Below are 24,770 nucleotides of genomic sequence, written 5' to 3' on the forward strand. Positions count from 1 at the left end.
AGGGCCATCCCCCATGGTTCTTTGACCGCATGTATTAGATTCTGGCCATGCGGTCAGAAAATGAGCCACACGGTCAAAACCGGTCCTTCATCGAGCGGGCCCGCAGGAGGCAGATCGTCGCCGCGGCGATCGAGACGATCGCGGACGGGGGCTACCCCAACGCCTCCCTCGCGCGGATCGCCCAGCGGGCGGGCGTGAGCAAGGGGGTGATCTCGTACCACTTCGCCGGAAAGGACGAACTGATGGACCAGCTGGTGACGGACGTCTACACCGAGATCGCCGAGTCCGTCGTCCCGCACATCACCACCCAGGACAACGCCGCCGACATGCTCCGCGCCCACATACGGGGCCTGGCCGCCTACGCCCTGGAGCACCGGAGCCGGATGACGGCCCTGGCGCAGATCTTCCTCCACGCGCGCAGGCCGGACGGCTCCCCCCGGTACGGGGCCGGAGAGTCCGAGCCCCTGCACGAGGCCCTGGAAGGGCTCTACCGCGAAGGGCAGAGGAGCGGCGAGTTCCGCCCCTTCGACGTCCGCGCGATGGCCGTGACCCAGCAGTCCGCCACCGACGGCATGTTCGAGTACTGGCGCGTCCACCCCGACCACGACCTGATGGCCCACGCCGCCGAACTCGGCGAGCACCTGGTCCGCGCCACCCGCGCGGACCCGACGGAGCCCACGCCCCCATGACGAGGACACGATGACACCACGCCCCGCCCCCGCCCACGCCCCGGACGCGGCACCGCCGCGGGCCGGGCGCCTGTACTACGTCGACCACCTGCGCGTGGCCCTCACGGTCCTGGTCGTCCTGCACCACGTGGCCCTCACCTACGGCAACATCCCGGTGTGGTTCTACACCGAGCCCGCGCAGGACCCCTCCGGCGGCCTGCTCGACCTCTTCGTCATCCTCAACCAGACCTTCTTCATGGGGCTGTTCTTCCTGCTCTCGGGCTACTTCGTGCCCGGCGGCAGGGACCGGCGGGGCCGGCGCGGATTCGTCCGCGAACGCCTGGTGCGCCTGGGCGTGCCGTTCCTGCTGTTCGCCCTGCTGCTGCGTCCGGTGCTGACGGCCCACACGTACCCGCTGTGGGTGGAGGGAGCGGCCGCCGAGGGCGCGGAGCTGCCCTACTGGCTGTACTACCTGCTCTCCTTCGACCCCGGCCCGCTGTGGTTCGTCGAGGTCCTGCTGGTCCTCACGCTCGCCTACGTCATGGTCCGCGACGTGCGCGAGCGCCGCGCCCGGCGCCGCGGGGCGCCGGTGGAGCCCTCCGCCCGGCCGGCGGACTCCGCCCCGCTGCGCTGGTTCGTTCCCGTCGTGGCCTTCACCGTGGGCCTGGCCCTGGTCTCGTTCCTGTGGCGTTGGGTGAACCCGGCCCCCTACTGGCCGTTCGTGGGCCTGCCCAGCCCCGACTACCTGCCCCAGTACGTCGCCCTGTTCACCGTGGGCGTGCTCGCCTTCCGCGGCAACTGGTTCACGCGCCTGCCGAGCCGGGCGGGCTGGTACGGGCTCGCGACGGCCGTGCCCGGCCTGGCGGCGTCACTGGCCGCGTTCGTCCTCTTCGGTGAGGACTCCGGCGTGCCCGGCACGGCCCCGGCGCTCGTGCAGATGGTCGCCGAGTCGTTCTTCGCCGTCGGCGCGATGCTCGTGCTGATGGTGTTCTTCCGCCGCTTCCTGGACCGGCGGACCCGCTGCACCGGGTTCCTGGCCGACAACGCCTTCGCCGTGTACGTCCTGCACCCGCTGGTCCTGGTCGGTCTGGGCCTGGCGTTGAGCGGCTGGGACGCGGTCGCCGCCGTGAAGTTCCTGGGCGCCGCCGCCCTGGCGGTCCCCGCCTGCTGGGCGCTGGCCGCGGCGGTCCGCGCCGTTCCCGGGGCCGAGCGCGTTCTGTGAGGACCGCGTCGCGGGCCCGCCCCAGGCACGAAGCCGGGGCGGGCCCGCTCGCGCGTGCGGTCGGGCCGCTATCCCGCGGCGACGGGCGCGGGCTCGCCGGTGGCGAACTGGGTCCGGTACAGCTCGGCGTAGCGGCCGTCCCGGGCGAGCAGTTCGGTGTGCGTGCCGCGCTCGACGATCCGCCCGGCCTCGACGACGAGGATGGCGTCGGCGGCGCGGACCGTGGACAGCCGGTGGGCGATGACCAGCGCGGTACGCCCGTGCAGGGCCTCGGTGAGGGCGGCCTGGACGGCGGCCTCGGACGTGGAGTCGAGTGCGGAGGTCGCCTCGTCGAGGATGACCACCTCGGGGCCGGTGATGAGCAGGCGGGCGATGGTCAGCCGCTGGCGCTCGCCGCCGGAGAAGCGGTAGCCGCGCTCTCCCACGACGGTGTCCAGGCCGTCGGGCAGGGCGGCGACGAGGTCGTCCAGGCGGGCGCGGCGCAGGGCGTCCCAGATCTCGTCGTCGGTGGCGTCGGGGCGGCCCAGGCTCAGGTTGGCGCGGATGCTCTCGTGGAAGAGGTGGCCGTCCTGGGTGACCATGCCCAGGGTGGCGCGGATGGAGTCGAAGCTCAGGTCGCGCACGTCCACACCGCCCAGGCGCACGGTACCGGCGTCGGTGTCGTACAGGCGGGGGGCCAGTTGGGCGATCGTGGACTTGCCCGCGCCGGAGGATCCGACCAGCGCGACGGTCTGCCCGGGTTCGACGTGGAAGGACACGTCGCGCAGGACGGGCCCGTGCTCGGTGGTGTCCAGGGTGGCGACCTCCTCCAGCGAGGCGAGGGAGACCTTGTCCGCGGTGGGGTAGGAGAACTCGACGTGCTCGAACTCCAGGGAGGCGGGGCCCTCGGGCACCGGGCGCGCGTCGGGCTTCTCCTCCACGAGCGGCCGCAGGTCCAGGACCTCGAAGACCCGGCTGAAGCTGACCAGGGCGCTCATCACCTCGACGCGGGCGCCGGCCAGGGCGGTCAGAGGCGCGTAGAGGCGGGTGAGGAGCATGCCCATGGACACGACGGTGCCCGCGTCCAGCTGCCCGCGCAGGGCGTAGAAGCCGCCCAGCCCGTAGACGAGGGCGAGGGCGAGCGCGGAGACCAGGGTCAGCGCGGTGAAGAAGACCTCCTGGACCATCGCGGTGCGCACGCCGATGTCGCGGACGCGGTCGGCGCGGCGGGCGAACTCGGCGGACTCCTCCTGGGGGCGGCCGAAGAGCTTGACCAGGGTGGCGCCGGGGGCGGAGAAGCGCTCGGTCATCTGTGTGCCCATGGCGGCGTTGTGGTGGGTGCGTTCGCGTTCGATCTTGGCCAGCCGGGCGCCCATGCGGCGGGCGGGCAGGATGAACACGGGCAGGAGCAGCAGCGCCAGCAGGGTGATCTGCCAGGACAGCGTGATCATGACGGCCATGGCCAGGAGGAGGGTGACCAGGTTGCTGATCACGCCGGAGAGCACGTCGCTGAACGCACGCTGGGCGCCGATGACGTCGTTGTTGAGGCGGCTGACCAGGGCACCGGTACGGGTGCGGGTGAAGAAGGCGACCGGCATGCGCTGGACGTGGTCGTAGACGGTGGTGCGCAGGTCCAGGATGAGCCCCTCGCCGACGCGGGCCGAGAGCCACCGGATGATGAGGCCCAGTCCGGCCTCGGCGACGGCCACGGACGCGATGAGCCCGGCCAGGAGGAGGACGGGCCGCAGCGCGCCGCCGTCGATGATGGTGTTGACGACCCGGCCGGCCAGCAGCGGGGAGGCCACGGCCAGGACGGCGCTCGCCACGCTCAGCGCCAGGAACCAGACGAGGTGGCGCGAGTGGGGGCGGGCGAAGGCGGCGATCCGCCGAAGGACGGGGAGGGAGAAGGGGCGCTGGTCCTCCCGGGCGTGCATCGCGTGGTAGATGGAGTTCCACGCGGCCATTTCCATGCTCATGTTCGACCACCGGACGGGTTGGGGCTGTTACCGAGAACCCTAGAACCTCAACATTTATTTAGGTCAACCGTGCGACGACGGACCGCTCACCGATCCGGCGCCGGTGAGGCCTCGGCCCTGGTCCGGCGCGGTGCGCCGCGGAGCACGCTCACCGCGTTGGCCCCCACGATCGCCGCCACCGCCAGCCACTCGACCACGGCCAGCACCTGCCCCAGGACCACCAGCCCCACCAGCGAGGCCAGGACGGGGTGCACGCTCATGAACAGGCCGAAGAACCGTGCGGGAACGCGGCGCAGCGCCAGCAGGTCGACCAGGAAGGGCACCGCCGAGGACAGCACGCCGGCCGCGGCGGCACAGGCCAGCGCACCCGCCGTCGGGGGATGGTGGACGAACACCACGGCGCCGACCGGCACGAACAGCAGACCGGAGACGAGCGCGGCCGCCGCCGAGCCCTGCGCTCCCGGCAGCCGCCGCCCCACCGTCCGGTTCAACAGGATGTATGCCGCCCAGCACACCGCGGCCGCCAGGCCCAGGGCGATACCGATGTGGTCGGTGGTGGGCTGGGGGCGCATCAGTACGGCCACCGCCCCGGCGGCCGCCAGCGCGCACAGCAGGTCGGTCGACCGGCGGGACGCGGCCAGCGCGACGGCCAGCGGGCCCAGGAACTCCAGGGTCACCGCCAACCCCAGTCCGATGCGGTCGATCGACAGGTACAGCGTGAGGTTCATCGTCGCGAACACGGCCGCCAGGGCCAGGACCGGCCACCACTGGGCGCGGGTGAACGACGCCAGGCGCGGCCGGCCCACCGACAGCAGCACCACCGCCGCGACCCACTGGCGCACCGCGACCACCCCGGTCGGGCCGATCACACCGAAGGCGAGCGCGCCCGTGGCCGCGCCGACCTGGTTCGACAGTCCACCGGTCAGCATCAGGGCCACGCCGGCCAGGCGGACCGAAGGTTGCGAAGTCTGCATGCCGCGAGCATGCGCCCCACCTTCGGATACGCAAAATGCATGGTTGCGCCCATCCATACGCTGGAGTCATGGATGTCGAACTACGCCACCTGCGTTGCCTGGTCGCCGTCGTGGACACCGGCACCTTCACCGACGCCGCGCTCGACCTCGGTGTCTCCCAGGCGGCGGTCTCGCGCAACGTGGCCGCCCTGGAGCGGATCCTGGGCGTGCGCCTGCTGCACCGAACCAGCCGGGAGGTCGTTCCGACCACGGCGGGCGTGCAGGTCCTGGCCCGTGCCCGGCACCTGTTGGCGGGAGCCGACGACCTCGTGCGCGAAGCGGTCTCCGGGCACACCCGGCTGCGCATGGGCCACGCCTGGTCGGCGATGGGGCGCCACACCGCCCGGTTCCAGCGACGGTGGGCCGAGCGCTACCCCGACACCGACCTGCACCTGGTCCGCACCAACACGCCGGCGGCGGGGCTGACCGAGGGATTGTGCGACATCGCGGTCGTGCGGGCCCCGGTGGAGGACCGCCGGTTGGAGGGGGCCACGGTCGGCCATGAAAGGCGTTACTGCGCCCTGGCCGCCGACGACCCCTGGGCCCGGCGGCGTTCGCTGACCCTGGCGCTCGTGGCCGAGCGGGTCCTGCTGGTCGACCCCCGCACCGGGACGACCACCCTGGACCTGTGGCCCGAGGACGGCCGGCCGGCGGTGGAGCGCACCGGCGACATCGACGACTGGCTCTCGGCGATCACGGCGGGCCGCGGTGTGGGGATGACCCCGAAGGGCACGGTGACGCAGTACCGGCGCGACGGGATCGTCTTCCGTCCGGTGCGGGACGCTCCGCCCGTGCCGGTGCGGCTGCTGTGGCGGCGCCACGACCGTTCCTATTCAGTGTTCAGGAGTGGGTCCAGGACCCATCTGCTGTCACTGCGCGCGTCCCGAACGGTGCTGGACGCGCTGGTTCCCCGCGTTCTCTCCTCCCCTGCCCGGACACGCGCATCGTGTGCGCGCTCCGTGGCAGGGCGGCGGGGTCCCTCACACCCCAAAGACCCCGGTTCGGTCTGGACGGTCCGAGGCCCGCCACCATCACTCCGGTGGTGGCGGGGCGGAACCGTCCGACGCCGAATCGGGTGCCCCAGGGCGCGCCTGCCAATGGCCACCGCGGCGGCGTCATGGCGAGTCATGTTTCGGTTGTTGCTGTTCAGGGGCTTGGCCCAGTGCTGGGCGCCCCACTTCGAGGTGTAGGCCGGATCGACGGCCACGACCGCGAGCCCGAATTCGGCGGCCATCGACACGATCCGGGCGCGGAGCTTGGAGGTGGGCATGGCGGAGATCAACTGCCGGAAGCGCTTCCTGCGGCCGTGCTTCTCCCGGGTCTTGCCGGTGGCGAAGTCCAGGTCCTCGATCGCGATCGCCTGTACGCCGGTGCGCTTGGTCCAGTGCAGCAGCCTGGTCAGGGCGTGCCGGACCTGGGCGTCGCGGTGCGCAGCACGACCGGTCAAGTCGAAGGAGAACCGCTCGGGGTCCCCGACCGGGTTGCCGTGCGGGTCGAGCCGGTAGGCTGCCAGATGGTCGGCGTTCATATCCACACCCACCACCCCCTTCGCACGGGCCGCCGCCAACGGCAGGGTTCGTGTCTTGGGGCGGGTCCAGGACGCGGTGATGTACCACCGGCCCCGCTCCACATCGAGGTGGATCCGGTAGGCCACCGCCCGATTCGCTTCGACACGGTCGGCCCACTCGGCGCCCCGGTGAGCGAAAGCCACCCGGCAGGAGAGCACGTACCGGCCGTGCGGGGCGTTCGCCAGATACTCCAGCGGAGCCGGGAGCCGGATCGAGACGCGCCCGGCCGGGGTGAGGCGGATCGTATCGTTGCCGTACCGCTTCCCGGACTCCCCGTCGGCCTGGAGGAAGAACCGCTCCGCTTCCCACCGGTCCCGCCACTCGGCCTCGGTGAGCTGCGCCTGCTCCAGGTGATGACGAGTGTTCAGCAGCCGCTTACTGCCCCGCACCACATGCACGATCCCGGCTTCCCAGTCCTGGCGCACCTTGGCCAGACGGTCTTCGAGGACCGTCAGGCGGCGGGACTTGGCGTGCCATTCGCGCCGCGACCGGTACCCGCCCGGGGCGCGTTTGGTGCCCTTCTCCCCCAAGGGGAGGGAGAGCCGGTGCTCCAGCATCCGGATACCCGCTTGGAGCTTGTGCAGGTGAGCGGCCTGGCTGCGGCGGGCCAGCGCCCACTGGTCGTGGCTGGCCTTGGTGATCGACCCCGCCCACCGCGACGACGACCTCGCGGTCAACTCGCGTTTACGCACCGCCCAGGTCCCAGCGTCATGGTCGCGGCCCTGACGGCACCGGGTCGCCAGATCGCCAGAGGCCAGCGACCCCAGATGGGCACCCACCGAACGCAGAACCTGCTCATCGGCGGGGGTGAGGTGTTGGAGCCGGTCACGCACCGCCACCCCGGACGGGCCCGGAACCACAGAAGAGGGCTCGATGGGCCGCAACCGTGTCGTGCCACGCTTGGCCACCGACTCCACCTCCCGAACGTGGCCTGGTACGTGTGTTCGATCTCAGAAGCTAGCAGCGCGGGCGGGGTCGTGTCCGGCGAACACGGAATATCGAGGACGGCGTCCCCGTCCAGGCTCGGTGCTCCGGGCACACGCACGAGCACGACCGCGAGTTCGCAACCGAGGCGCGTCCATGACCACTCATGCATGGGCAAGGACACTCATGCACACTCAACCGACAACAGTCCCCAACCCCCCACCCGGCCACCCACGGGGCGGTCGCGCTGCTCACGGAGCTGTACCGGGGGCGGTGGCGCCGGGACCTCAGACGGCGCTGTACTCGCGCGACGGAGCCTCGGTCGGGGCGTGCGCGGCGGCGCGCACGCGCACTCCGGCGTCCTCGGGGGCCAGGAGCATCGTGCGGGCCAGCCCGGCCTCGGCCTGGGCGCAGGCGCGCACCACCAACGGCGCTGTGAGGGTGAACAGCGCGCCCGCCACCATGTGGATGACGGTGGTGGCCAGGACCGGGGACTCGGGGTAGACGTGGCTGCCCAGGTCGGTGTAGCCGGGGATGGTGTACAGCGACCATCCCCAGACGGGGTAGAGCAGACCGGCCAGGCCGCCGACCCACCAGGTGACGGTGAGGACGAAGGCGGTCACCGCGACCGGGAAGCGCACGATGGCGTGCAGCGCGTCCAGCCAGCTCTGGGAGCAGGAGAGCGGGGTCAGCGCTCGGCGCAGGGGACCCGCCCCGGGGGCGGGGGAGCGGTAGGGGCGGCGCTCGACGGTCCGTCCGGCGAGGTCGGCCAGGCGGACCCGGTCGGCGTGGGCCAGGCCACGGGCGGTGTGGAGGGCGCCCACCAGGACGAACAGGCCGACGACGGCGACGGCCGAGCCCGCGCCCGCGGCGAGCCCCGCCAGGACGACGGCGAAGGAGACCACGGCCAGGGGAAAGCCCAGCAGTACGTAGCGGGTCTCGGCGGCGATGCGGGTGAAGGGGGTGTGGGTCGTGTCCATGGCACCGAAGCTACGCCTGCGGAGGCCGCACGTCGGTGCCGTACGCACGCGGAGTCGGGGTGGTGCAGGCCCCACCACCGACCCGCGCCCCGGCGGTCAGAGGCCGTTCAGGAACACGATGGCCCCGGAGTTCTCCAACGCGTCGACGACACCGGTGCGGGCCAGCCCGTTGAGGAACAGCAGCACACCGGCGATGCACAGGATCCATCCCATCGCCTCGCGGGAGCCGGACTCCACACGGGTGCGCCAGCGCTCCAGACGGGGGCGCAGGCGTTCCCCCATGACCCGGTACCCGAGGTAGAGCAGGACCGGCGGGAGCACCATCACCACGTTGTAGGCGGCGATCATGGGCACCCACGCGGAGGGAGCGAGCTCGGCGGCGGTCATGATGCCGATCGCGCCCAGGTAGGGCAGGGCGGTGCCCGCCTCCAGGAACCCGGTGGCCAGCCCCAGGGCGACCATGGCGCCCGTGCGCAGCGACTCGGGTCGGCGGCGTTCGCGGGACCTGGACGGCATGACGAAGCCGTAGGCGAACAGGCCGGCGCCCAGGACGGCCATGCCCCAGCCCATGGCGGGCCCGTCTGCCAGGCCGTTCAACGACGACAGCACCGCGCCGAGCCCGAGCATCAGGGCGAAGCCGAGCACGAAGTAGAACGCGGCGACGGTGCCGAGGAAGGCCAGCAGCGGCCGGGCGACCGAGCGCGTCCCGCTGAGCAGGACGTAGAGCGTGATCCCGATGGTGGCGGGACTGAGCGTGTCCAGCAGGGCCAGGCCCGCCACGGGCAGCAGGACTTCCCAGGGTGGCATCGCGCTCTCCTCCTTGTTTCTCACACGACTGTGCTAAATAAAATAGCACGTGTGTGTTAAAAAGGGGAGGTGCCAAAGATCGTCGATCACGAACAGCGCCGCCGGGAGCTGACCGAGGCCCTGTGGCGGGTCATCGCCGAGTCGGGCCCCGAAGCGGTGTCCATCCGCACCGTGGCCGCCGAGGCGGGCCTGTCCACGGGAGCCCTGCGCCACTACTTCCAGACCCGCGAAGAGCTCCTGGTGTTCGCCATGCGACTGGCCGAGGAGCGCGTCACCGAACGCATGATCGCGCACCAGAGCGCCCAGGACCCCGCGACGACGGTGGTCGACCAGGTGGCCGGCCTGGCCGAACAGCTCCTGCCCCTGGACGAGACCCGTCTGGCCGAGTACCGGGCGTGGGAGGCCGCCGGCATGCTCGGCGAGCGCGACACCGACCGCGAGCACCGCTGGCGCGAACAGCGCCGGCTCTACCGCCGACTCGTCGCCGGGCTCGCGAGGCTCCCCGCCGACGACCCCTCCCGGCCCCACCCCGACGCGGACGTGGAGGAGTGGTCCGAGCACCTGCACACCTACGTGGACGGTCTCGCCCTCCAGCTCGTGGTCACCCCGTCGGTGGTCGGCCCGGAGGGGGTGCGCGCCCGGCTGCGCGCCTTCCTGGTCCGCGTCGAGGCCGTGCTCGCACGTCCTGACGCCTGAGGGCCCCAGGGGCCCGCGTACGGACGAGCGCGCAGTGACCGATACTGGAGCGCGACACACCCACGGCGCAGGAGGACAGCGTGACGAGCAGCCACCACGACCAGGACCGGCCGGATCCGGCCTACCGCGACGCCGATCCCGCCGACGTCCCCGCTCTGGTGGACCTGGTCAACTCCTGCTACCGCGGCGACTCCTCCCAACAGGGCTGGACGACCGAGGCCGATCTGCTCGACGGCCAGCGCGTGGACGCCGACGGCCTCCTCGCCCTGCTGGCCCGGACGGACACCCGGCTGCTCGTCGTCGAGCTCGACGGCGACCTCGTGGCCTGCTGCGAGCTGCGGCGCGACGGGCAGGACGCCTACTTCGGCATGTTCTCCGTGCGCCCAGGACGGCAGGGCGGCGGCCTGGGCCGGATCGTGCTCGCCGAGGCCGAGCGCACGGCGGTGGCCGGCTGGGGCAGCCGCCGCATGCGCATGAAGGTGATCCGCCAGCGCACCGAGCTCATCGCCTGGTACGAACGGCGCGGCTACAAGAGCACCGGCAACACCGAGCCCTTTCCCTACGGCGACGAGGCCTTCGGCCTGCCCAAGCGCTCCGACCTGGAGTTCGTCGAACTCGTCAGGGACCTGCCGGTCGACGCCGGCTGAGCGGCTCGCGCCCGTGGAACCCGCCCGCACCGTGAGGCGTCCTACCCGCCGACCGTTCACGAACACCGGAGGGAACACGGATGGCCGACGACCACAGGGATGCCGCTCCGGACCACCCGGCCACGGGCCTGCTGGCCCGGCTGCGCGGGAGCGCGCCGGCCGATGAGGTCCTGAGCCGGCACGACTGCCACCTGGACCGGGCGGAGTACGCCGACGCCGTACCGCTGGAGCTGGTGTCGGGCGAGCCCCTGGTGGGCCTGGCCACCACCAGCGCAGGTGAGTCGTTCCAGCTCTGCGGCGGGGACGAACGGCGGCCCGTGCTCTACTACGACGACGCCGACAGCGTGCTGGTGCTCGGCCGGGACCTGGCCGAGGCGGTGGAACTGCTGATCGGCGTGCCGTACCTGCTCGACATCATGCACACCCTGGCCGGGCGCGGCCCCGCGGCCGCCACGGCCGAGCACGAGGAGCTGGCGGCCCAAGGCATCGCCGCCGACGAGGCGCGGTCCCGTGAGCGGACGCACCATCGCCTGGCCGCCGAGCTCGGGCTGCGCGCGATGCCGGTCGCCGATCTGCTGCACCGGCTGCACGGGACCGCCGAGGAGCTGGCGCCCGGGCTGGAGGTGCTGTGGGTCGACGGCGGCGAGTCCAACCCGATCCCCCACGCGGTGGCGCCCCAGGCGTGACCCGGGGGAGCGGGCTCAGCCGCGTTCGAGGTTGGCGGCCATGCGCTCCAGCACGTTGACGGTGGCGTGGTACTCCTCGGCGCTGATGCCCTGGGCCAGACGGCGGCGCGCGCCCTGCACCTTCTCGAACAGCACGTCGTGCGCCGCCTCTCCCTGGGTCGACAGGGACAGGGCGACCAGGCCGTCGATCCAGCCGCGTCCGCGCAGTTCGTCCACGACCGGGGCGACCGAGGGCTCGTCCTCCTCCAGGAAGGCGGCCAGTCTGCGGTCCAGGTCGGCGACCGTGCCGGGTTCGTTGTGCAGGGACGTGAGCACCTGCCAGTGGCGGCGTCCCAAGGCCTCGGAGGCCAGGGTGCGGTCGAGATCGTTCTCGATGAGCCGGTCGAGGTGTTTGAGCCAGTAGCCGATCGGTAGGTCGGACAAGGTACCTCCAGCGGGAACGGCGGTGTCCGCACGGTAGTCGACGATAGCCGCGCGCGGGCCGGTCGGCCAAGGACACGCGCGGTGTCGTCACCGCCCGCTAGTGTGCCCGCATGTCCCCTTCGTCCTCTGACACGGTGCCGCTGGGCCTGCGTTTCGTGCGCGGCGACGCCACCAGCCCGCAGGCCGCCGGGCCCAAGGTCATCGCCCACGTGTGCAACGACCGCGGCGGCTGGGGCAAGGGATTCGTCCTGGCCCTGTCCCAACGCTGGCCCGAGTCCGAGCGCGACTACCGCGCCTGGCACCGCCGCCGGGCCGAGAACGACTTCGGCCTGGGCGCGGTGCGCCTGGTCCGGGTCAAACCCGACGTGTGGGTGGCGAACATGGTGGCCCAGCACGGCATCCGGCGCGGCAGCGGTGGCCCGCCCGTGCGCTACGAGGCGCTCGCCGACTGCCTGCGCGCCCTGGCTCCGCGGGTCCTGGAGCTGGAGGCCACCGTGCACATGCCCCGGATCGGGTGCGGGCTGGCGGGCGGCACGTGGGGCCGGGTCCAGCCCCTCATCGAGTCCGAACTGCTGGCCCGCGGTGTCCGGGTGACCGTCTACGACACCGGCCCCTAGTTCGTGTTCTTGCAGCATGCCGGCTCGTGAGCGCGAGCTCGCCCGCGAGCCCGCGGGGGACGCTCCCTAGGGCGTGTATGACGGATGCCGCCCGTCGCGAGCGGCGTTCCAGTGGTGGGAAGGAAGCATCCTGGTGTGGCTGTTGACTGATGAGAACGCAGTGAGGGTGCCGCTGGGGCGTCGCGCAGCAGGGTGAGTGTCCGTCATACACGCCCTAGTCCTGGTCGCCGGAGGCCCGCTTGGCCTTGGGCCGGGCTCGCACGTGGGCGCGCTCGCCCTGGCGGCCGAAAAGGCTGAGGATCTCGACCGACTCCTCGCCGGTGGTGCCGAACCAGTGCGGAACACGGGTGTCGAACTCGGCCGCCTCGCCCGGGCCGAGCACCAGGTCGTGCTCGCCCAGAACGAGCCGCAGCCGCCCGTTGAGGACGTAGAGCCACTCGTAGCCCTCATGGACCTGGGGATCGGGTTCGGAACGGGCACCCCCGCCCGGCAGGACCATCTTGTAGGCCTGGATCCCGCCCGCCCTGCGGGTCAGGGGGAGCATCGTCATGCCGTTGTTCGTGACCGGGCGCAGGTTGACGCGCGGGTCGCCGGTGGGCGGGGCGTCCACGAGTTCGTCGAGCGAGACGCCGTGCGCCTTGGCCAGGGGGAGCAGGAGTTCCAGGGTGGGCCGGCGGTCGCCGGTCTCCAGCCGGGACAGCGTGCTCACCGAGATGCCGGTCGCTGCGGACAGGTCGGTCAGCGTGGTCTCGCGCCGGCGCCGCAGGGCCCGCAGCCGTGGTCCGACGCTGTCGAGGGCCTGGTCGAGTTCGTGGTCCATACGCATAGTTTGCCAGACCGGCAACAGAGTTTGTGGATTTCGGGGGTAGGCCCGCATGGTGGTCGTGGAGGTGGTCGAGATGACCGATCGTCTGGGAGACGAATACGACGTGGTGGTGGTCGGCGGCGGTGCCGCGGGGTTGAACGGGGCCCTGATGCTGGCCCGTTCGCGCCGGGCTGTGGCGGTGATCGACGGGAGCGCTCCGCGCAACGCTCCGGCCGAGGGCGTGCACGGGCTGCTGGCCCTGGACGGCACCCCGCCCGCGGAGCTGCTCGAACGCGGCCGGGCGGAGGTACGCGGCTACGGCGGGCACGTGGTGAGCGGCGAGGTCGTCTCCGCGGCACGGGAGGAGTCGGGGTTCTCCGTGGCGCTGGCCGACGGCCGCACGGTGCGCGCGCGGCGACTGCTGGTGACGACGGGGCTCGTCGACGACCTGCCGCCCGTACCCGGGCTTCGGGAGCTGTGGGGCACCGACGTCCTGCACTGCCCGTACTGCCACGGATGGGAGGTCCGGGACCGGGCCATCGGCGTGCTCGCCACGGGCCCGATGGCGGTGCACCAGGCGCTGCTCTTCCGCCAGCTCAGCGATGACGTCGTCTTCTTCGCCCACACGGCGGGGCCGCCGAGCGAGGAGGACGCGCGCAAGCTGGCCGCGCGGGGCGTCACCGTGGTGCGCGACGAGGTCGCCGCGTTGGAGACCAAGGAGGGCCGCCTGTCGGGGGTGCGCCTGGCCGACGGCACGGTGGTCGCACGCCAGGCCTTGGCGGTGGCACCGCGCATGGTGGCCCGGGCGGGCTTCCTGTCCGGACTGGGCCTGCGCCCGAGCGCCCACCCCTCGGGCATGGGCGAGCACATCGCCGCCGACGCCACCGGCGCCACGGAGGTGCCCGGCGTGTGGGCGGCGGGCAACGTCGTCGACCTGGCCGCACAGGTGGGCGCGTCGGCGTCGGCGGGCGCCGTGGCCGGGGCGCGGATCAACGCGGACCTGGTCGCCGAGGAGGCGGAGCGGGCGGTGGCGGTCTACGAGGACCCCTTCTCGCCGGAATCGGAGGCACGGGTGAGCGAGCGGGTTCTGGGCGATCGGCGCCACGGACAGTGACACACGGAGAGGGGAACCGGATGGCGGAGGAGTTCGGCCGCACCTACTGGGAGCAGCGCTACGAGGGCCACGGCCACGGTCATGGCCACGGAGACGCCGGTACCGCCCACGGACGGCCGCCCAACCCGCAGCTGGTGGCCGAGACCGGGGACCTGGCCCCCGGCAGGGCGTTGGACGCGGGCACGGGCGAGGGCGCCGAGGCCGTCTGGCTGGCCTCGCGCGGTTGGCGTGTGACGGCGGTGGACATCGCCGCCGGAGCACTGGAGCGCGCCCGCCGCAACGCCGAGGACCTGGACGAGGACGTCGCCGACAGGATCGACTGGATCCGGGCCGATCTGACCGAGTGGACGCCCCAGGAGCGGTTCGACCTGGTCTGCTCGCACTACGCGCACCCGCAGGGCCCGCCCCAGGAGCTGTTCCGCCGTCTGGCCGCGGTCGTCGCCCCGGGCGGCACGCTGCTGGTGGTCGGCCACGACCCCGCCGACCGCCACTCCGGGGCCCCGCACGCCGAGGTCACCAGCGCCCACGTCACGGCGCGGGAGATCGCGGACGTACTGGACCCGCAGGAGTGGGAGGTGCTCACCGCCGAGGCCCGGCCGCGCACGGTCACCGTCGCGGACGGGCGGGAGATCGCCATGAGCGACGCCGTCCTGCGTGCCCGCAGGCGCGGCTGATCCCGTGGGGCCTCCTCCTTCGCGGGGAGGCCCCACGGCCCCTCAGGCCCCACGGCCCCTCAGGCCACCCGGCACACGATGGCGCCGCGCGGTACCGCGAACACGCCGTCGGGGTCCTCGCTCCAGGCGGTCCAGCCGGCCGAGATGCGCTCCAGGTCCTGGCGGGTGGCGAAGCCCTCGGCGACGGCCTGGCGGCCCATGTCCGACTCCAGGATGCGCTCGGCCCACATCCGGCCCCACCAGGCACGGCGGTCCGGAGCGGAGTGGCTCCACACCTCCATCGTGTAGGTCACGTCGGTGAAGCCCGCCCGGCGGGCCCAGGCGAGCATACGGCGGCCGGCGTCGGGCTCCCCGCCGTTGGCGCGGGCCACCCGCTGGTACAGGTCCATCCACTCCTGGATCTCCGGCAGCAGCGGGTACCAGTACATCGCCGAGTAGTCGCTGTCGCAGGCGGCGACGATCCCGCCGGGCGCCGCGACCCTGCGCATCTCGGTCAGTGCCCGCACCGGGTCGGCCACGTGCTGCAGGACCTGGTGGGCGTGGACGATGTCGAAGGAGTCGTCGGGCAGGTCCAGGTCGTGCACGTCGGCCACGCGGAAGTCGATGGCGTCCGCGCCCGCCTCACGGGCGGTCGCGCGGGCCAGCTCGACGGCCTCGGGGGAGGCGTCCACCGCCGTGACGGGACCGGGGGCCACGCGGGAGGCCAGGTCCACGGTGATGCTGCCGGGTCCGCAGCCCACGTCGAGCAGCGAACGGCCGGGCACCATCTCGTCCAGGACGTAGGCGGCGGAGTTCTCCGCGTTGCGCCAACGGTAGGAGTCGGTCACCGAGCGGTGCTGGCCGTGTGTGTAGCGAGACATGGGTCCGTCCTCGTCGTGGGGGTCGCGTGTTCCGACCTCTGCGACGATACACCGACGTCTCTATTATTGAGATCCATTTCTCATAATGTGGGACATCAGGTTTTCTGCCAGGACCGCGGCGACAAGCGCCCGGGCCGCCCGCCGGCGGTGAACGAACGGCGGCGGGCGACCCGGACCGAGGCGGTCAGGAGACGAGTACGACCGTCTTGCCGGGCAGCCGCCCGGCGCCGGCGTCCTCGTGCACGGCGGCCAGGTCGGCCACCGGACGACGGGCGGCGACGTGGATCCGGATGCTGCCCGCGTCCACCTTGGCGGCCAGCTCGGTCAGCTGTGCGCCGTCGCTGCGGACCCACAGGCTCGCGCTGCGCACCTTCCGGGCCGGCGCCTCGGGGACCGCGCCGGCGGTGCTGGCGGCGACCCCGCCGTCGGCGACGTAGTCCGACAGACGCGCGAGCTCCTCCGCGGACACGCGCACATGGTTGACCACGGCCTCGAACGGACCGCCCACGGCGGACGGCCCCGCGGCGAGGTCGAGGGGGCCGACGACCCGGTGGGCGCCGTAGCCCCGGAGGCGGTCGGCGTGCTGGGGCGCGTCCACCGCGGTCACGTGCGCCCCGGCGTCCACGGCGAGCTGCACCACGAGGCTGCCCACCGCACCCCCGGCCCCGTTGACCAGAACGGTCTGGCCGGACTGGAGCCCGGCGAGCTCGAACACCGTCTGCCAGGCCGCCAGGCCGGTCAGCGGCAGTGCCGCGGCGTCGACCAGGTCGATCGCACGGGGTGCCGGAGCCAGGGACTCGGCCGGGACGAGCACGTACTCGGCGGCGCCGCCGGCGGAGCCGAGGGGCAGCATGGCCACCACCCGGTCACCGACCCCCAGGTTCCGCACGTCGGGACCGAGTTCGGCGATGGTGCCCGCCAGATCGATGCCCGGCACGTACGGAAGGGTGATCGGGAGCATCTCGGCCAGGACGCCGGCGCGGATGTGGTCGTCGACCGGGTTGAACGACGTGGCCGCCACCCGCACGAGCACCTGTCCGGCACCGGGGGTCGGACGGTCGACGTCCTCGTAGCGCAGGACCTCGCTGGTGCCGAACTCGTGGAAACGCATGGCCTTCATAGGTCTTCTCTCCTGAGTGTGTGATGCGCGGTGCCGTCGCCAAGAGGCGATCGGACGGGAGGGTCGTGAACGCCGGGGCGCTCAGGTCAGCTGTACGGACCTGGTGGAGTTGCCCATCACCATGCGGTCGATGGCGCTCACGGCGCTGCCGGGGTCGTCGGCGGCGCCGACGGCGACCAGCAGCGGGACGAAGTGCTCGGCCGTCGGGTGGGCGACCGCGACACCGGGCGCCTTGTTGCGGTAGTCGGCGAGGGCGTCGGCATCGCCGCGAGCGAGGGCGTCGACGGCCCATGCGTCGAAGTCCGCGGTCTCGGTGGCGAGCTCGGGCCGACGGAAGACGGCGAAGCTGTGCGTCATGAAGCCCGAGCCGAGCACGAGGACGCCCTCGTCCCGCAGAGTCCGCAGCCGTGCCCCGAAGTCGAGCAGCGCGCCGGGGTCGAGGCCGGGCATGGACAGCTGCACGACCGGGACGTCGGCCGCGGGGTACATGGCCATGAGCGGAATGAAGGCGCCGTGGTCGAGGCCGCGGTCGGCGAACTCGTGCACCGGCAGATGGTTCAGCACGCCGGTGAGCCGTCGGGCGAGGTCGGACGCGTCCGGGGTCGCGTAGGGAAGAGTCTTGTAGCGGGGGTGGAAGCCGCTGAAGTCGTAGTAGAGCGGGGTCCCGGCTTTGGTCCCGGAGATCGCGGCCGGCGCCTGCTCCCAGTGGGCCGAGATGACGACGATGGCCCTGGGCTTGGGCATCGACCTCGCCCAGTCGAAGAGGTCGCCGAGCCACTGCGGATCGTCGAGGGTGAACGGGGCTCCGTGGCTGACGAAGAGGCTGGGCAGGGGCCCGTCGGAGGGCTCCCACACCCGCTGTTCACGCGCCTGTGGCAGGACCCGGGCAAGGAGGTCGTCGTAGGCCGCGGCCGGCGCTCGTAACGGAAAGGGGGAGGTCAGGCGACTCGAGGTGGTCATCGATTTCAGCTCCTTCACTTGCCTAGGCAAGTATTTTTACTTGCTCAGGCAAGTCAAAACGTAGCGCATGAAGACTTGCTTAGGCAAGTGAATTGAGTTGTCCGGGCAAGTATGATGGGACACATGGACACCCAGTCACCCTGGCTCGACGACGACCAGCAGGACCTGTGGCAGGCACTGCTCACGGTCGTCATCGCCCTCCCCGCGGTCCTCGACCGCCAGCTGCAGAAGGATGCGGGCATCTCCAACTTCGAGTACGGGGTCCTGGCCCGGCTGTCGATGGCCGACCAGGCCACGATGCGGTTGAGCGATCTGGCCCGGCTCTGCGACAGCACCCTGCCCCGGCTGTCGAAGGTGATGGACCGCTTCGAGTCCCGTGGCTGGGTCGCCCGCCGCCCCGACCCCGGCGACGGGCGGTACACCCTCGCCACGCTGACCGACACCGGTCGGCAGAAGCTCGTCGAGAGCGCGCCGGGACACGTGGAGCAGGTGAAGCGGCTCGTGTTCGATCCGCTCAGCGCCGCCCAGCGCCGCCACCTCGGTGCCGCGCTCTCCCGCATCGCCGCCACCGTGCGACAGGAGACCGAAGGACACTGACGCGCGAGCGAGGGGACGCGCGTCCCCGATCCTCCACGCGCACCGGGTGACCTCCACGCGCACCGGGTGACCTCCACGCGGACGGGCCCCACGGCGCGCGCTCGGCGCCGCGGGGCCCGGTTCCGTCAGGCGGTGCGGGTCACAGACTGTGGGCGCTGATGTCGCCGCGAACAGTGGTCGCGCGGATCCGGAGCGGGGCACTCGCACCCTCGGTGTTCTTCAGCGCGTTGTGCACTCGCCCGAGGGAGGTGCCCGCGTCCAGGACGGCCGAGACCCCGACGGCCGCGCCGACCGAGACACCGCCGTCCTGGGTGCTCAGCACGAGCGTGCCGCCCGTGGCCTCGCCGACGCGGATGTCGCCCTGCTGGGCGGTGATCTCCGCGGGGCCGTCGAGTCGGCCGACCTCGACACCGCCGGTGGTGTTCAGGCGCATACCCGCGGCCTCGTCGAACTTGACCGGGCCAAAGGCGCTCTCGACGACGACCTCGCCCAGGCGCCCCACGCCGCGGAGCTCGGTGCCGCCAGCCGCGGCCTCCACGCGCGATCCGGTGGGCAGCTGGACGGTGACCTCGACGGCCCCGGAGGAGCCGAAGACCTGGTTCTTGACCGGAGTCCGGACCTGGAGGGTGCCGTCGGCGAACTCCACGGTGGTCTGCTCGGCGGCCCTGGCGTCGCGGCTCTTGCCCGCGTCGGCGGGGCGGACCTCGACGACGGTGTCGGTCCGGTCGGCGGCGATGAGCCGGACCTGCCCGGCGGGGGTGTCCAGGGCGACGGTGATGGGAGCGGGGGTGGTGAAGGTCGGCATCGTACTCTCCTTGCGGCTCGTTGTTTCTAACAATGGAAACGCTACGTTGCCTTTCTGTTTTCCACAAGCCGCACGTTGCATGAATTCTTAGTTCTAGCAGCTCAAAGCGTCAGTATTGTTGCAATGCACTGACAGTCAACGCAACGTCGATGCGACTAATCGTTGCAATGGAATGAACGTGAACGCTCGGACGAGCCGGGGCCGGGCCAAGGGCCGGCAGAGCCTCGGAAAAACCTGGGCGGCCGATGAGTTCCGGGGCTCGCGCGGGTCAGTCCAGGCGAGGAACGTGGCAGGCAGCCACCTTCATCGAGAGGAAGAGACCATGGCCCAGTTCAACAGGATCACGCCGTGCCTGTGGTTCGACACCCAGGCGCAGGAGGCGGCCGAGTTCTACGTCGGAGTGTTCGAGAACTCCCGCATCCTCGAGACGACCTACTTCGGCCCCGGCGGCATGCGCGACGCCGACATGGTGCTGACCGTGGAGTTCGAACTGGACGGCCAGGCGTTCACCGCGCTCAACGGCGGCCCCGAGTTCACCTTCGACGAGGCGGTGTCCTTCCAGATCTCCTGCGCCGACCAGAAGGAGGTCGACCACTACTGGGAGCGGCTCACCGAGGGCGGTCAGGAGAGCCAGTGCGGCTGGCTCAAGGACCGCTTCGGCGTCTCCTGGCAGGTGGTGCCCACCGAGCTGGTCGAGATGACGCGGGACAGCGACCCCGAGCGCCGGCGCCGGACGACCGAGGCGCTGCTGAAGATGGGCAAGATCGACCTCGACACGCTCCGCCGTGCGGCCGAGGGAAGCTGACCGGTACCCGGGGCAGGGCAGGACGGGCCCCGCCCCTCCCGCGGACGCCCTGCCGGGGCGCGCCTACCGGTGTGTTCCGTCGTCGACGTAGTCCTCGCCGTTGCTGATTCTGTGGTCATATATCAGCATTCCGGACATTTCTGCCCGGAAGGTCCGTGCCGGTCACCACAACGTGAGTTGGGTGTCCCGGCGACGGTCTCTCGCTTCCTTCCCGCGCGGGGCGGGTCTTGTGCCACCGGCCCGCCCCGCCGTGGCCTTGCGGCCCCGTCGGGTGGTGCGGGTCTTACGGTCGGCTCCACGAGGCTTCGACACTGGCGTGTCCCGGTCTCCGGCCACTCCGGTACCGGTCCTGCAGGCGGCCGCCAGGGCGGCCAGGTTGCGTGCGGCGTTGACGTCCCGGTCCAACACCAGGTCACACTCGTCGCAGTCGAACACCCGCACGTGCAAGGGCATCTTGGCTTTCAATGCCCCGCACGCCGAGCAGGTCTTGCTACTGGCGAACCACCGGTCCGCGACGACCAGCCGTCCACCGTTCCATACGGTCTTGTAGTCGAGCTGGCGGCGGATCTGACCGAAGGAAGCGTCGGCGATGGACCGGGCCAGCCTGCGGTTCTTGACCATTCCGGCCACGTTCAGGTCCTCCACCACTATCGTCCCGTACTCGCGGGCCAGTGACGTGGTGAGCTTGTGCAGCGCGCCCTCACGCAGATTCGCCACCCGGTGGTGGACCCGTTTGCGCTCGGCATCGGCTCTGCACCACCGGTTCGATGGCACCTGGCCGGTGCGCCGGTCGGGGCCGCGCCGGCGCGACACCTTCCGGGACGCCCGACGAAGCCGCCCCAGTTCCTTTTTCAAGTGGTGGGGGTTGGGGACCTGGCGGGTGCGGCCGCTGTCGTCGGCGACCACGGCCAGGGTTTTGATCCCCAGGTCCACCCCGGCCACCGCTTCCGGGCGCGCCTGGGCGTCGGTCTCGCGCTTCACCTCGACCTGGAAGGCCACCCGCCACCTCCCCCGCCGGTAGGAGACCGTGGCGGACAGGATCCGCGCCGACCCGTTCGCCAGGCGCCGGTGGAGTTTGCGGGTGTTCTCATGGGTGCGGATCGTCCCCAGCCGGGGCAGGGTGAGGTGGCGCCGATCGTCCTCCACCCGCAGGGTTCCAGTGGTGAACCGGCACGACAACACCGTGCGGCGCTTGGACTTGAACCGGGGGAACCCCACCCGAGGGCCTTTTCGGACGCCACTCTTGGAGGCCTTCCAGTTGGCCAGGGCCGTGGCCAGGTTCGCGCACCCGGTCGCGAACGCCTCCTTGGAACACTCACCCCACCACGGCGCCACCTCCTCCTTGGCCGCGTTCCACGCCTTCCTCAAGGAGTACGCCGACCAGTCCAGAGCCGGGGTCAACTCCTGTTCGGCGATGCCGTAGGAACGCTCGGCGTCCCGCTGGACCAGATTGGCTTTGATACACGCCAGATTCCAGTTGAACGCCACCCGCGCCGCGCCGCAGTGCGACCTGAGTCGTGCCTCGGTCCCGGCGTTCGGATCGAGCGCGAAGGTGTAGGCCTGCACCACGCGCCCGGGGCGGGGCTCGAACCCGCGCTTCTTCTTCGGTTTCTTCTCGGCTGCGGCCATGCCGCCACCCCCCTTTCGCGCTACCGGTCGTCGATCGCACGTTCGAGAAACCACCGTAACGGAGAGTGCTGGCGCATGTTCGGGAAATCCACTAAACCTATGGGTTCGATCGCGTCGGACTCGTCGTCATGCCGACCATGCTGGAGGGTTGCCCCTGCGTCAGGGTCAAGCGTGCCAGGGCGGGCCTTCGTGGAACGCTCCCCGGAGCTCAGTCGGCGGCCCCGGTCCGCGCCGCTCAGCCCCGCAGCGCGCAGTCTCCGCACAGGCCGCCGCCGGGCAGCCGGTAGTACAGGCAGCACGTCGTGCGCCGGAACACCGCGAGCCCCTCGGGGTCCACGCCCCGGTACCCGCCGGTGCCCGCCAGGGCGGGCCGGGCCAGCAGGTCGCGGGCCACGGACTCGGCGTCCGCGCGCACCTTCGGGCGGTCCGAGCCCAGGACCCGGACCGCCCCGGCCAGCGCCGCCGCCGTGTTCCCCCGCAGCAGCCCCGGCGCCACCCGGCCGGCCTCCGAGAGCGCCTCCGCCACGCGGGCCGCCACCCCGGTGACCACGGACTCCTCGATCCAGTCCGCGACACCCACCAAGCCCCCGCGCACCCGCGCCGCCGTCCGCTGCCCGGTCCCCAGCTCGACCGGAGCGCCCGGGCGCCAGTCGAAGGCACGCGCGTCCAGCAGGACGCCGTGGCACAGCCCCGCGGCCAGCACGGGCGACAGCAGCCGGGTGGCCAGGCCCTGGTGGAAGAGCGAGGCCGCCACCCGCCACTCCACGGCGGCGGGATCACCCCCGGGCCCGGCCGGGCTCCGGCGCACGTCGGCCACCCGTCCGCGCGCCTCCTCGACCGTGCAGTCCCTCACCGGTCGCCGTCCGGGCTCCTCGGCCCGCGCCTCCACCCGGAAGAACGGGTTGATCCGGCCGACCTCGTCCAGGACCGGCCGCAGCTCCACACCCGCGGTGTCCATGGCCCTCAGCTCCTTACTGCTCACGCCGGTGCCCGGTAGTGCTCGCACCACCACGACTTCTCGTGGTGATGACCTCGTCCCGGGAGGCCGACGAATTCTAGATTGGACACGTGAGCGAACAGAACACGGGTGAAGGTGCGCGGGGCGGCGGCGGAGGGTTCTCCCGGCCGCTCCTCTCCGGCCTGCCCCGGGTGGCCGCCGGCCACAGCCCCACGTGGAAGGCTCGCTCGATCGAGGTCCTGCACCTGATGACCTCCCTCGCCCTGGCCCTGTTCTACCTGGTGCCCGGGTTCATGCTCGTGGTGTCGGCGACGTGGGTCGGCCTCGCGATCGCCGTGCCCTGGCAGGAGGGCATGCCGGCGCGGGTGTGGCCCGAGATCGGGGTGGACGCGCTCGTCTTCGTCGTCCTCTTCCCGCCGGTGGCCACCCTGCTCGCCCGGTTGGGGTGCACCGTGCAGCGCCGACGGCTGGGCACGGTGTTCGGCATCGTCGAGAGCCGCCCGCCCGACCCCCTGGCCGACGACAACCTGCCGCTGCGCACCTGGCGCTTCGTGTTCGGCCGCGACGCGTGGTCGATGGTCGCCTACACCACGATCGCCGGCCTGCACGGCCTCCTGGCCGGCGGCCTGGTCGTGGTCCTGGTGGTGTGCGGAGGCGCGTCCGCGGCCTCGGCGACGTTCGGCATCGCGTTCGTCCTCCTGCTGGGCAGTCCCACCGACCTGGTCGGCCCGCTGGTCCTGGTGGTGGCCGGCGTGCTCGCCGCCCTGGTGGGCCTGCGCCTGACCCCGTACCTGGTCGCCACCGAGGTCCTGCTGCACCGGGTGCTGCTCTTCGACGCGCCCGAGGTACGGGTGCGCCGCCGGCTCATGCACCTGGAGAACAGCCGCCTGCGGATGGTCGACGCGGCGGAGGCCGAACGCACCCGGATCGAACGCGACCTCCACGACGGCGCGCAACAGCGCCTGCTCGCCCTGACCATGACCCTGACCAGGGCCCGCACACGCGTGGCCTCCGACCCCGAACGGGCACTGGAGCTGATCACCGAGGCCCAGCAGGAGTCCAGGGAGGTCATGGACGAGCTGCGCCAGGTCGCGCGCGGCCTGCACCCGCGGGTCCTGACCGACCACGGTCTGGCCTCGGCCCTGCCGGTGGCCGCCGGACGCGCTCCCGTTCCCGTCCGGGTCGACGTCGACCTGGAGGAGCGCCCCTCACCGCGGGCCGAGGCCGTGGCCTACTACGCGGCGTGCGAGGCGCTCAACAACGTCACCAAACACGCCCGGGCCGAACAGGTCACCGTCGCCGTCGAGCGGGTACGCGGCACCGGTCGCGGGCGCAACGACCTGCTGCGGCTCACCGTCACCGACGACGGCGTGGGCGGCGCCGACCCCGAGACCGGCACCGGCCTGTACGGGCTGTGGGACCGTTTGGACGCCGTCGACGGCACCCTGGACGTCCACAGCCCGGTGGGCGGCGGAACCGTCCTGACCGCAGACATCCCATGGGAGGCATGACCGTGCACAGCGTGGCGAACGCGCAGGAGGAAGCGGCCGGGCCGCGAGTCATCATCGCCGAGGACTCGGTCCTGCTGCGCAGCGGCATGGCGCGCCTGCTGGAGGACTCCGGAGTCGAGATCGTTGACCAGGTCGGCGACGCCGAAGCCCTGCTCGCGTCCGTGGAGACCCACCCCGACGTCGACCTGTGCCTGGTCGACATCCGGATGCCGCCCACGTTCTCCGAGGAGGGCATCCAGGCGGGTGTGCGGATCCGCAGGGAACACCCCGAGGTGGCCGTCCTGCTGCTGTCCCAGCACGTCGTGAGCCGCTACGCCGCCGAGCTGCTGGGCGGAGGCTCCTCGAAGGTGGGCTACCTGCTCAAGGACCGCGTGGCCGACATCGACGAGTTCCTGGCGGTCCTCAAGCGCGTGGCCGGAGGCGGCGCCGCGATCGACCCGGAGGTGGTCACGCAGCTGCTCAGCCGCCGCCGGGACAGCGCCCTGGAGCGGCTCTCGCCGCGGGAGGCCGAGGTGCTGGGGGTCATGGCCGAAGGGCTGAACAACGCCGGGATCGCGGCGCGGCTCACGGTCACCGAGCGGGCCGTGGAGAAGCACATCCGCTCCATCTTCACCAAGCTCGACCTGGGACAGGACGACCACGACCACCGCAGGGTCCAGGCGGTCCTGCGCTATCTACGCGGCTCCGACCAGCCGTGACCGACGACCAGTCAGGAGGCGCGAGCCT

At 72.1% G+C, this 24,770-nt stretch carries 25 protein-coding genes and 1 pseudogene; 13 read left to right on the forward strand and 13 right to left on the reverse strand.

Translation table 11 applies throughout. The features are described 5' to 3' along the window. Positions 1 to 47: 47 nt before the first annotated feature. On the forward strand, positions 48 to 689 hold the full coding sequence (locus DFP74_RS22100) for a TetR/AcrR family transcriptional regulator (RefSeq protein ID WP_121184324.1): 642 nt from the start codon (positions 48 to 50) through the stop codon (positions 687 to 689). A gap of 10 nt (positions 690 to 699) precedes the next feature. Then, positions 700 to 1,890, forward strand: a complete 1,191-nt coding sequence (locus DFP74_RS22105) for an acyltransferase family protein (protein ID WP_121184326.1) — start codon at positions 700 to 702, stop codon at positions 1,888 to 1,890. Between the two features lie 68 nt (positions 1,891 to 1,958). On the opposite strand, the gene DFP74_RS22110 is transcribed toward DFP74_RS22105, so the two are convergent. Together DFP74_RS22110 and DFP74_RS22115 are read right to left on the reverse strand one after the other, a co-directional pair. Next, entirely contained in the window at positions 1,959 to 3,845 is a 1,887-nt protein-coding gene (locus DFP74_RS22110; RefSeq protein ID WP_121184328.1) for an ABC transporter ATP-binding protein, read from the reverse strand. Positions 3,846 to 3,931: 86 nt separating this feature from the next. Further along, complete coding sequence (locus DFP74_RS22115; RefSeq protein WP_199725751.1) at positions 3,932 to 4,819, reverse strand: DMT family transporter; 888 nt, start codon at positions 4,817 to 4,819, stop codon at positions 3,932 to 3,934. Positions 4,820 to 4,887: 68 nt separating this feature from the next. Here DFP74_RS22115 and DFP74_RS22120 point away from each other — a divergent pair. Next, positions 4,888 to 5,622 (forward strand): annotated as a pseudogene (locus DFP74_RS22120) (LysR family transcriptional regulator); the annotation flags it as partial. Between the two features lie 65 nt (positions 5,623 to 5,687). On the opposite strand, the gene DFP74_RS34610 reads toward DFP74_RS22120, so the two are convergent. From DFP74_RS34610 to DFP74_RS22135, 3 genes are all read right to left on the reverse strand, one after another. Continuing rightward, positions 5,688 to 7,118: an IS200/IS605 family accessory protein TnpB-related protein gene (locus DFP74_RS34610; RefSeq protein WP_233571377.1), complete on the reverse strand. Its 1,431-nt coding sequence runs from the start codon at positions 7,116 to 7,118 to the stop codon at positions 5,688 to 5,690. A 519-nt stretch (positions 7,119 to 7,637) separates the two neighbouring features. After that, positions 7,638 to 8,330, reverse strand: a complete 693-nt coding sequence (locus DFP74_RS22130; protein WP_121184336.1) for a sensor domain-containing protein — start codon at positions 8,328 to 8,330, stop codon at positions 7,638 to 7,640. Between the two features lie 96 nt (positions 8,331 to 8,426). Then, positions 8,427 to 9,137: a GAP family protein gene (locus DFP74_RS22135; RefSeq protein ID WP_121184338.1), complete on the reverse strand. Its 711-nt coding sequence runs from the start codon at positions 9,135 to 9,137 to the stop codon at positions 8,427 to 8,429. A 69-nt stretch (positions 9,138 to 9,206) separates the two neighbouring features. Between DFP74_RS22135 and DFP74_RS22140 the strand changes: the two genes are divergently transcribed. The 3 genes from DFP74_RS22140 (at position 9,207) to DFP74_RS22150 (ending at position 11,166) form a co-directional block, all read left to right on the forward strand. After that, on the forward strand, positions 9,207 to 9,833 hold the full coding sequence (locus DFP74_RS22140; RefSeq protein ID WP_121184340.1) for a TetR/AcrR family transcriptional regulator: 627 nt from the start codon (positions 9,207 to 9,209) through the stop codon (positions 9,831 to 9,833). A gap of 80 nt (positions 9,834 to 9,913) precedes the next feature. Next, entirely contained in the window at positions 9,914 to 10,480 is a 567-nt protein-coding gene (locus tag DFP74_RS22145) for a GNAT family N-acetyltransferase (RefSeq protein WP_121184342.1), read from the forward strand. Positions 10,481 to 10,560: 80 nt separating this feature from the next. Continuing rightward, a complete protein-coding gene (locus tag DFP74_RS22150) occupies positions 10,561 to 11,166 on the forward strand; it encodes a hypothetical protein (RefSeq protein ID WP_121184344.1) in 606 nt (201 codons plus the stop codon). A gap of 15 nt (positions 11,167 to 11,181) precedes the next feature. Here DFP74_RS22150 and DFP74_RS22155 read toward each other — a convergent pair whose 3' ends face one another. Continuing rightward, positions 11,182 to 11,589, reverse strand: coding sequence for a MarR family winged helix-turn-helix transcriptional regulator (locus tag DFP74_RS22155; RefSeq protein ID WP_121184346.1), 408 nt, complete (start codon positions 11,587 to 11,589; stop codon positions 11,182 to 11,184). Between the two features lie 110 nt (positions 11,590 to 11,699). Between DFP74_RS22155 and DFP74_RS22160 the strand changes: the two genes are divergently transcribed. After that, the gene (locus DFP74_RS22160) at positions 11,700 to 12,206 is read left to right on the forward strand and encodes a macro domain-containing protein (RefSeq protein ID WP_121184348.1); all 507 of its coding nucleotides are present in this window, start codon (positions 11,700 to 11,702) and stop codon (positions 12,204 to 12,206) included. Between the two features lie 214 nt (positions 12,207 to 12,420). Here DFP74_RS22160 and DFP74_RS22165 read toward each other — a convergent pair whose 3' ends face one another. Next, positions 12,421 to 13,026 (reverse strand): helix-turn-helix domain-containing protein, encoded by a 606-nt coding sequence (locus tag DFP74_RS22165; RefSeq protein ID WP_121188437.1) that lies wholly within the window; start codon positions 13,024 to 13,026, stop codon positions 12,421 to 12,423. A 79-nt stretch (positions 13,027 to 13,105) separates the two neighbouring features. Here DFP74_RS22165 and DFP74_RS22170 point away from each other — a divergent pair, with 79 nt between their 5' ends. Beyond that, positions 13,106 to 14,125: an NAD(P)/FAD-dependent oxidoreductase gene (locus tag DFP74_RS22170; RefSeq protein WP_121188438.1), complete on the forward strand. Its 1,020-nt coding sequence runs from the start codon at positions 13,106 to 13,108 to the stop codon at positions 14,123 to 14,125. A 20-nt stretch (positions 14,126 to 14,145) separates the two neighbouring features. Next, the gene (locus tag DFP74_RS22175) at positions 14,146 to 14,799 is read left to right on the forward strand and encodes a bifunctional 2-polyprenyl-6-hydroxyphenol methylase/3-demethylubiquinol 3-O-methyltransferase UbiG (RefSeq protein ID WP_121184350.1); all 654 of its coding nucleotides are present in this window, start codon (positions 14,146 to 14,148) and stop codon (positions 14,797 to 14,799) included. Between the two features lie 59 nt (positions 14,800 to 14,858). Here the strand turns inward: DFP74_RS22175 and DFP74_RS22180 are convergent, their stop codons facing one another. The 3 genes from DFP74_RS22180 to DFP74_RS22190 all read right to left on the reverse strand — a co-directional run bounded on the left by DFP74_RS22180 (position 14,859) and on the right by DFP74_RS22190 (position 17,739). Further along, the gene (locus DFP74_RS22180; RefSeq protein ID WP_121184352.1) at positions 14,859 to 15,659 is read right to left on the reverse strand and encodes a class I SAM-dependent methyltransferase; all 801 of its coding nucleotides are present in this window, start codon (positions 15,657 to 15,659) and stop codon (positions 14,859 to 14,861) included. A 184-nt stretch (positions 15,660 to 15,843) separates the two neighbouring features. Further along, the gene (locus DFP74_RS22185) at positions 15,844 to 16,779 is read right to left on the reverse strand and encodes an NADP-dependent oxidoreductase (RefSeq protein ID WP_121184354.1); all 936 of its coding nucleotides are present in this window, start codon (positions 16,777 to 16,779) and stop codon (positions 15,844 to 15,846) included. An 81-nt stretch (positions 16,780 to 16,860) separates the two neighbouring features. Further along, complete coding sequence (locus DFP74_RS22190; RefSeq protein ID WP_121184356.1) at positions 16,861 to 17,739, reverse strand: dioxygenase; 879 nt, start codon at positions 17,737 to 17,739, stop codon at positions 16,861 to 16,863. 123 nt (positions 17,740 to 17,862) lie between these two features. Between DFP74_RS22190 and DFP74_RS22195 the strand changes: the two genes are divergently transcribed. Next, on the forward strand, positions 17,863 to 18,336 hold the full coding sequence (locus DFP74_RS22195) for a MarR family winged helix-turn-helix transcriptional regulator (RefSeq protein ID WP_121184358.1): 474 nt from the start codon (positions 17,863 to 17,865) through the stop codon (positions 18,334 to 18,336). Between the two features lie 139 nt (positions 18,337 to 18,475). Here the strand turns inward: DFP74_RS22195 and DFP74_RS22200 are convergent, their stop codons facing one another. Then, complete coding sequence (locus DFP74_RS22200; protein ID WP_121184360.1) at positions 18,476 to 19,141, reverse strand: DUF4097 family beta strand repeat-containing protein; 666 nt, start codon at positions 19,139 to 19,141, stop codon at positions 18,476 to 18,478. A 322-nt stretch (positions 19,142 to 19,463) separates the two neighbouring features. On the opposite strand from DFP74_RS22200, the gene DFP74_RS22205 reads away from it, so the two are divergent. Continuing rightward, positions 19,464 to 19,946, forward strand: a complete 483-nt coding sequence (locus DFP74_RS22205) for a VOC family protein (protein WP_121184362.1) — start codon at positions 19,464 to 19,466, stop codon at positions 19,944 to 19,946. A 162-nt stretch (positions 19,947 to 20,108) separates the two neighbouring features. On the opposite strand, the gene tnpB is transcribed toward DFP74_RS22205, so the two are convergent. Both tnpB and DFP74_RS22215 read right to left on the reverse strand, forming a co-directional pair. Continuing rightward, on the reverse strand, positions 20,109 to 21,575 hold the full coding sequence (tnpB, locus tag DFP74_RS22210; RefSeq protein ID WP_121184364.1) for an IS607 family element RNA-guided endonuclease TnpB: 1,467 nt from the start codon (positions 21,573 to 21,575) through the stop codon (positions 20,109 to 20,111). A gap of 235 nt (positions 21,576 to 21,810) precedes the next feature. Then, on the reverse strand, positions 21,811 to 22,533 hold the full coding sequence (locus DFP74_RS22215; RefSeq protein ID WP_121184366.1) for a (2Fe-2S)-binding protein: 723 nt from the start codon (positions 22,531 to 22,533) through the stop codon (positions 21,811 to 21,813). Between the two features lie 248 nt (positions 22,534 to 22,781). Between DFP74_RS22215 and DFP74_RS22220 the strand changes: the two genes are divergently transcribed. Together DFP74_RS22220 and DFP74_RS22225 are read left to right on the forward strand one after the other, a co-directional pair. Continuing rightward, positions 22,782 to 24,044, forward strand: coding sequence for a sensor histidine kinase (locus tag DFP74_RS22220; RefSeq protein WP_121188439.1), 1,263 nt, complete (start codon positions 22,782 to 22,784; stop codon positions 24,042 to 24,044). Next, positions 24,041 to 24,742 (forward strand): response regulator, encoded by a 702-nt coding sequence (locus DFP74_RS22225; protein ID WP_370013419.1) that lies wholly within the window; start codon positions 24,041 to 24,043, stop codon positions 24,740 to 24,742. The genes DFP74_RS22220 and DFP74_RS22225 overlap by 4 nt, the downstream gene beginning before the upstream one ends. Positions 24,743 to 24,770: the final 28 nt, after the last annotated feature.

The sequence above is a fragment of the Nocardiopsis sp. Huas11 genome, assembly GCF_003634495.1.
Classification (GTDB): Bacteria; Actinomycetota; Actinomycetes; order Streptosporangiales; family Streptosporangiaceae; genus Nocardiopsis.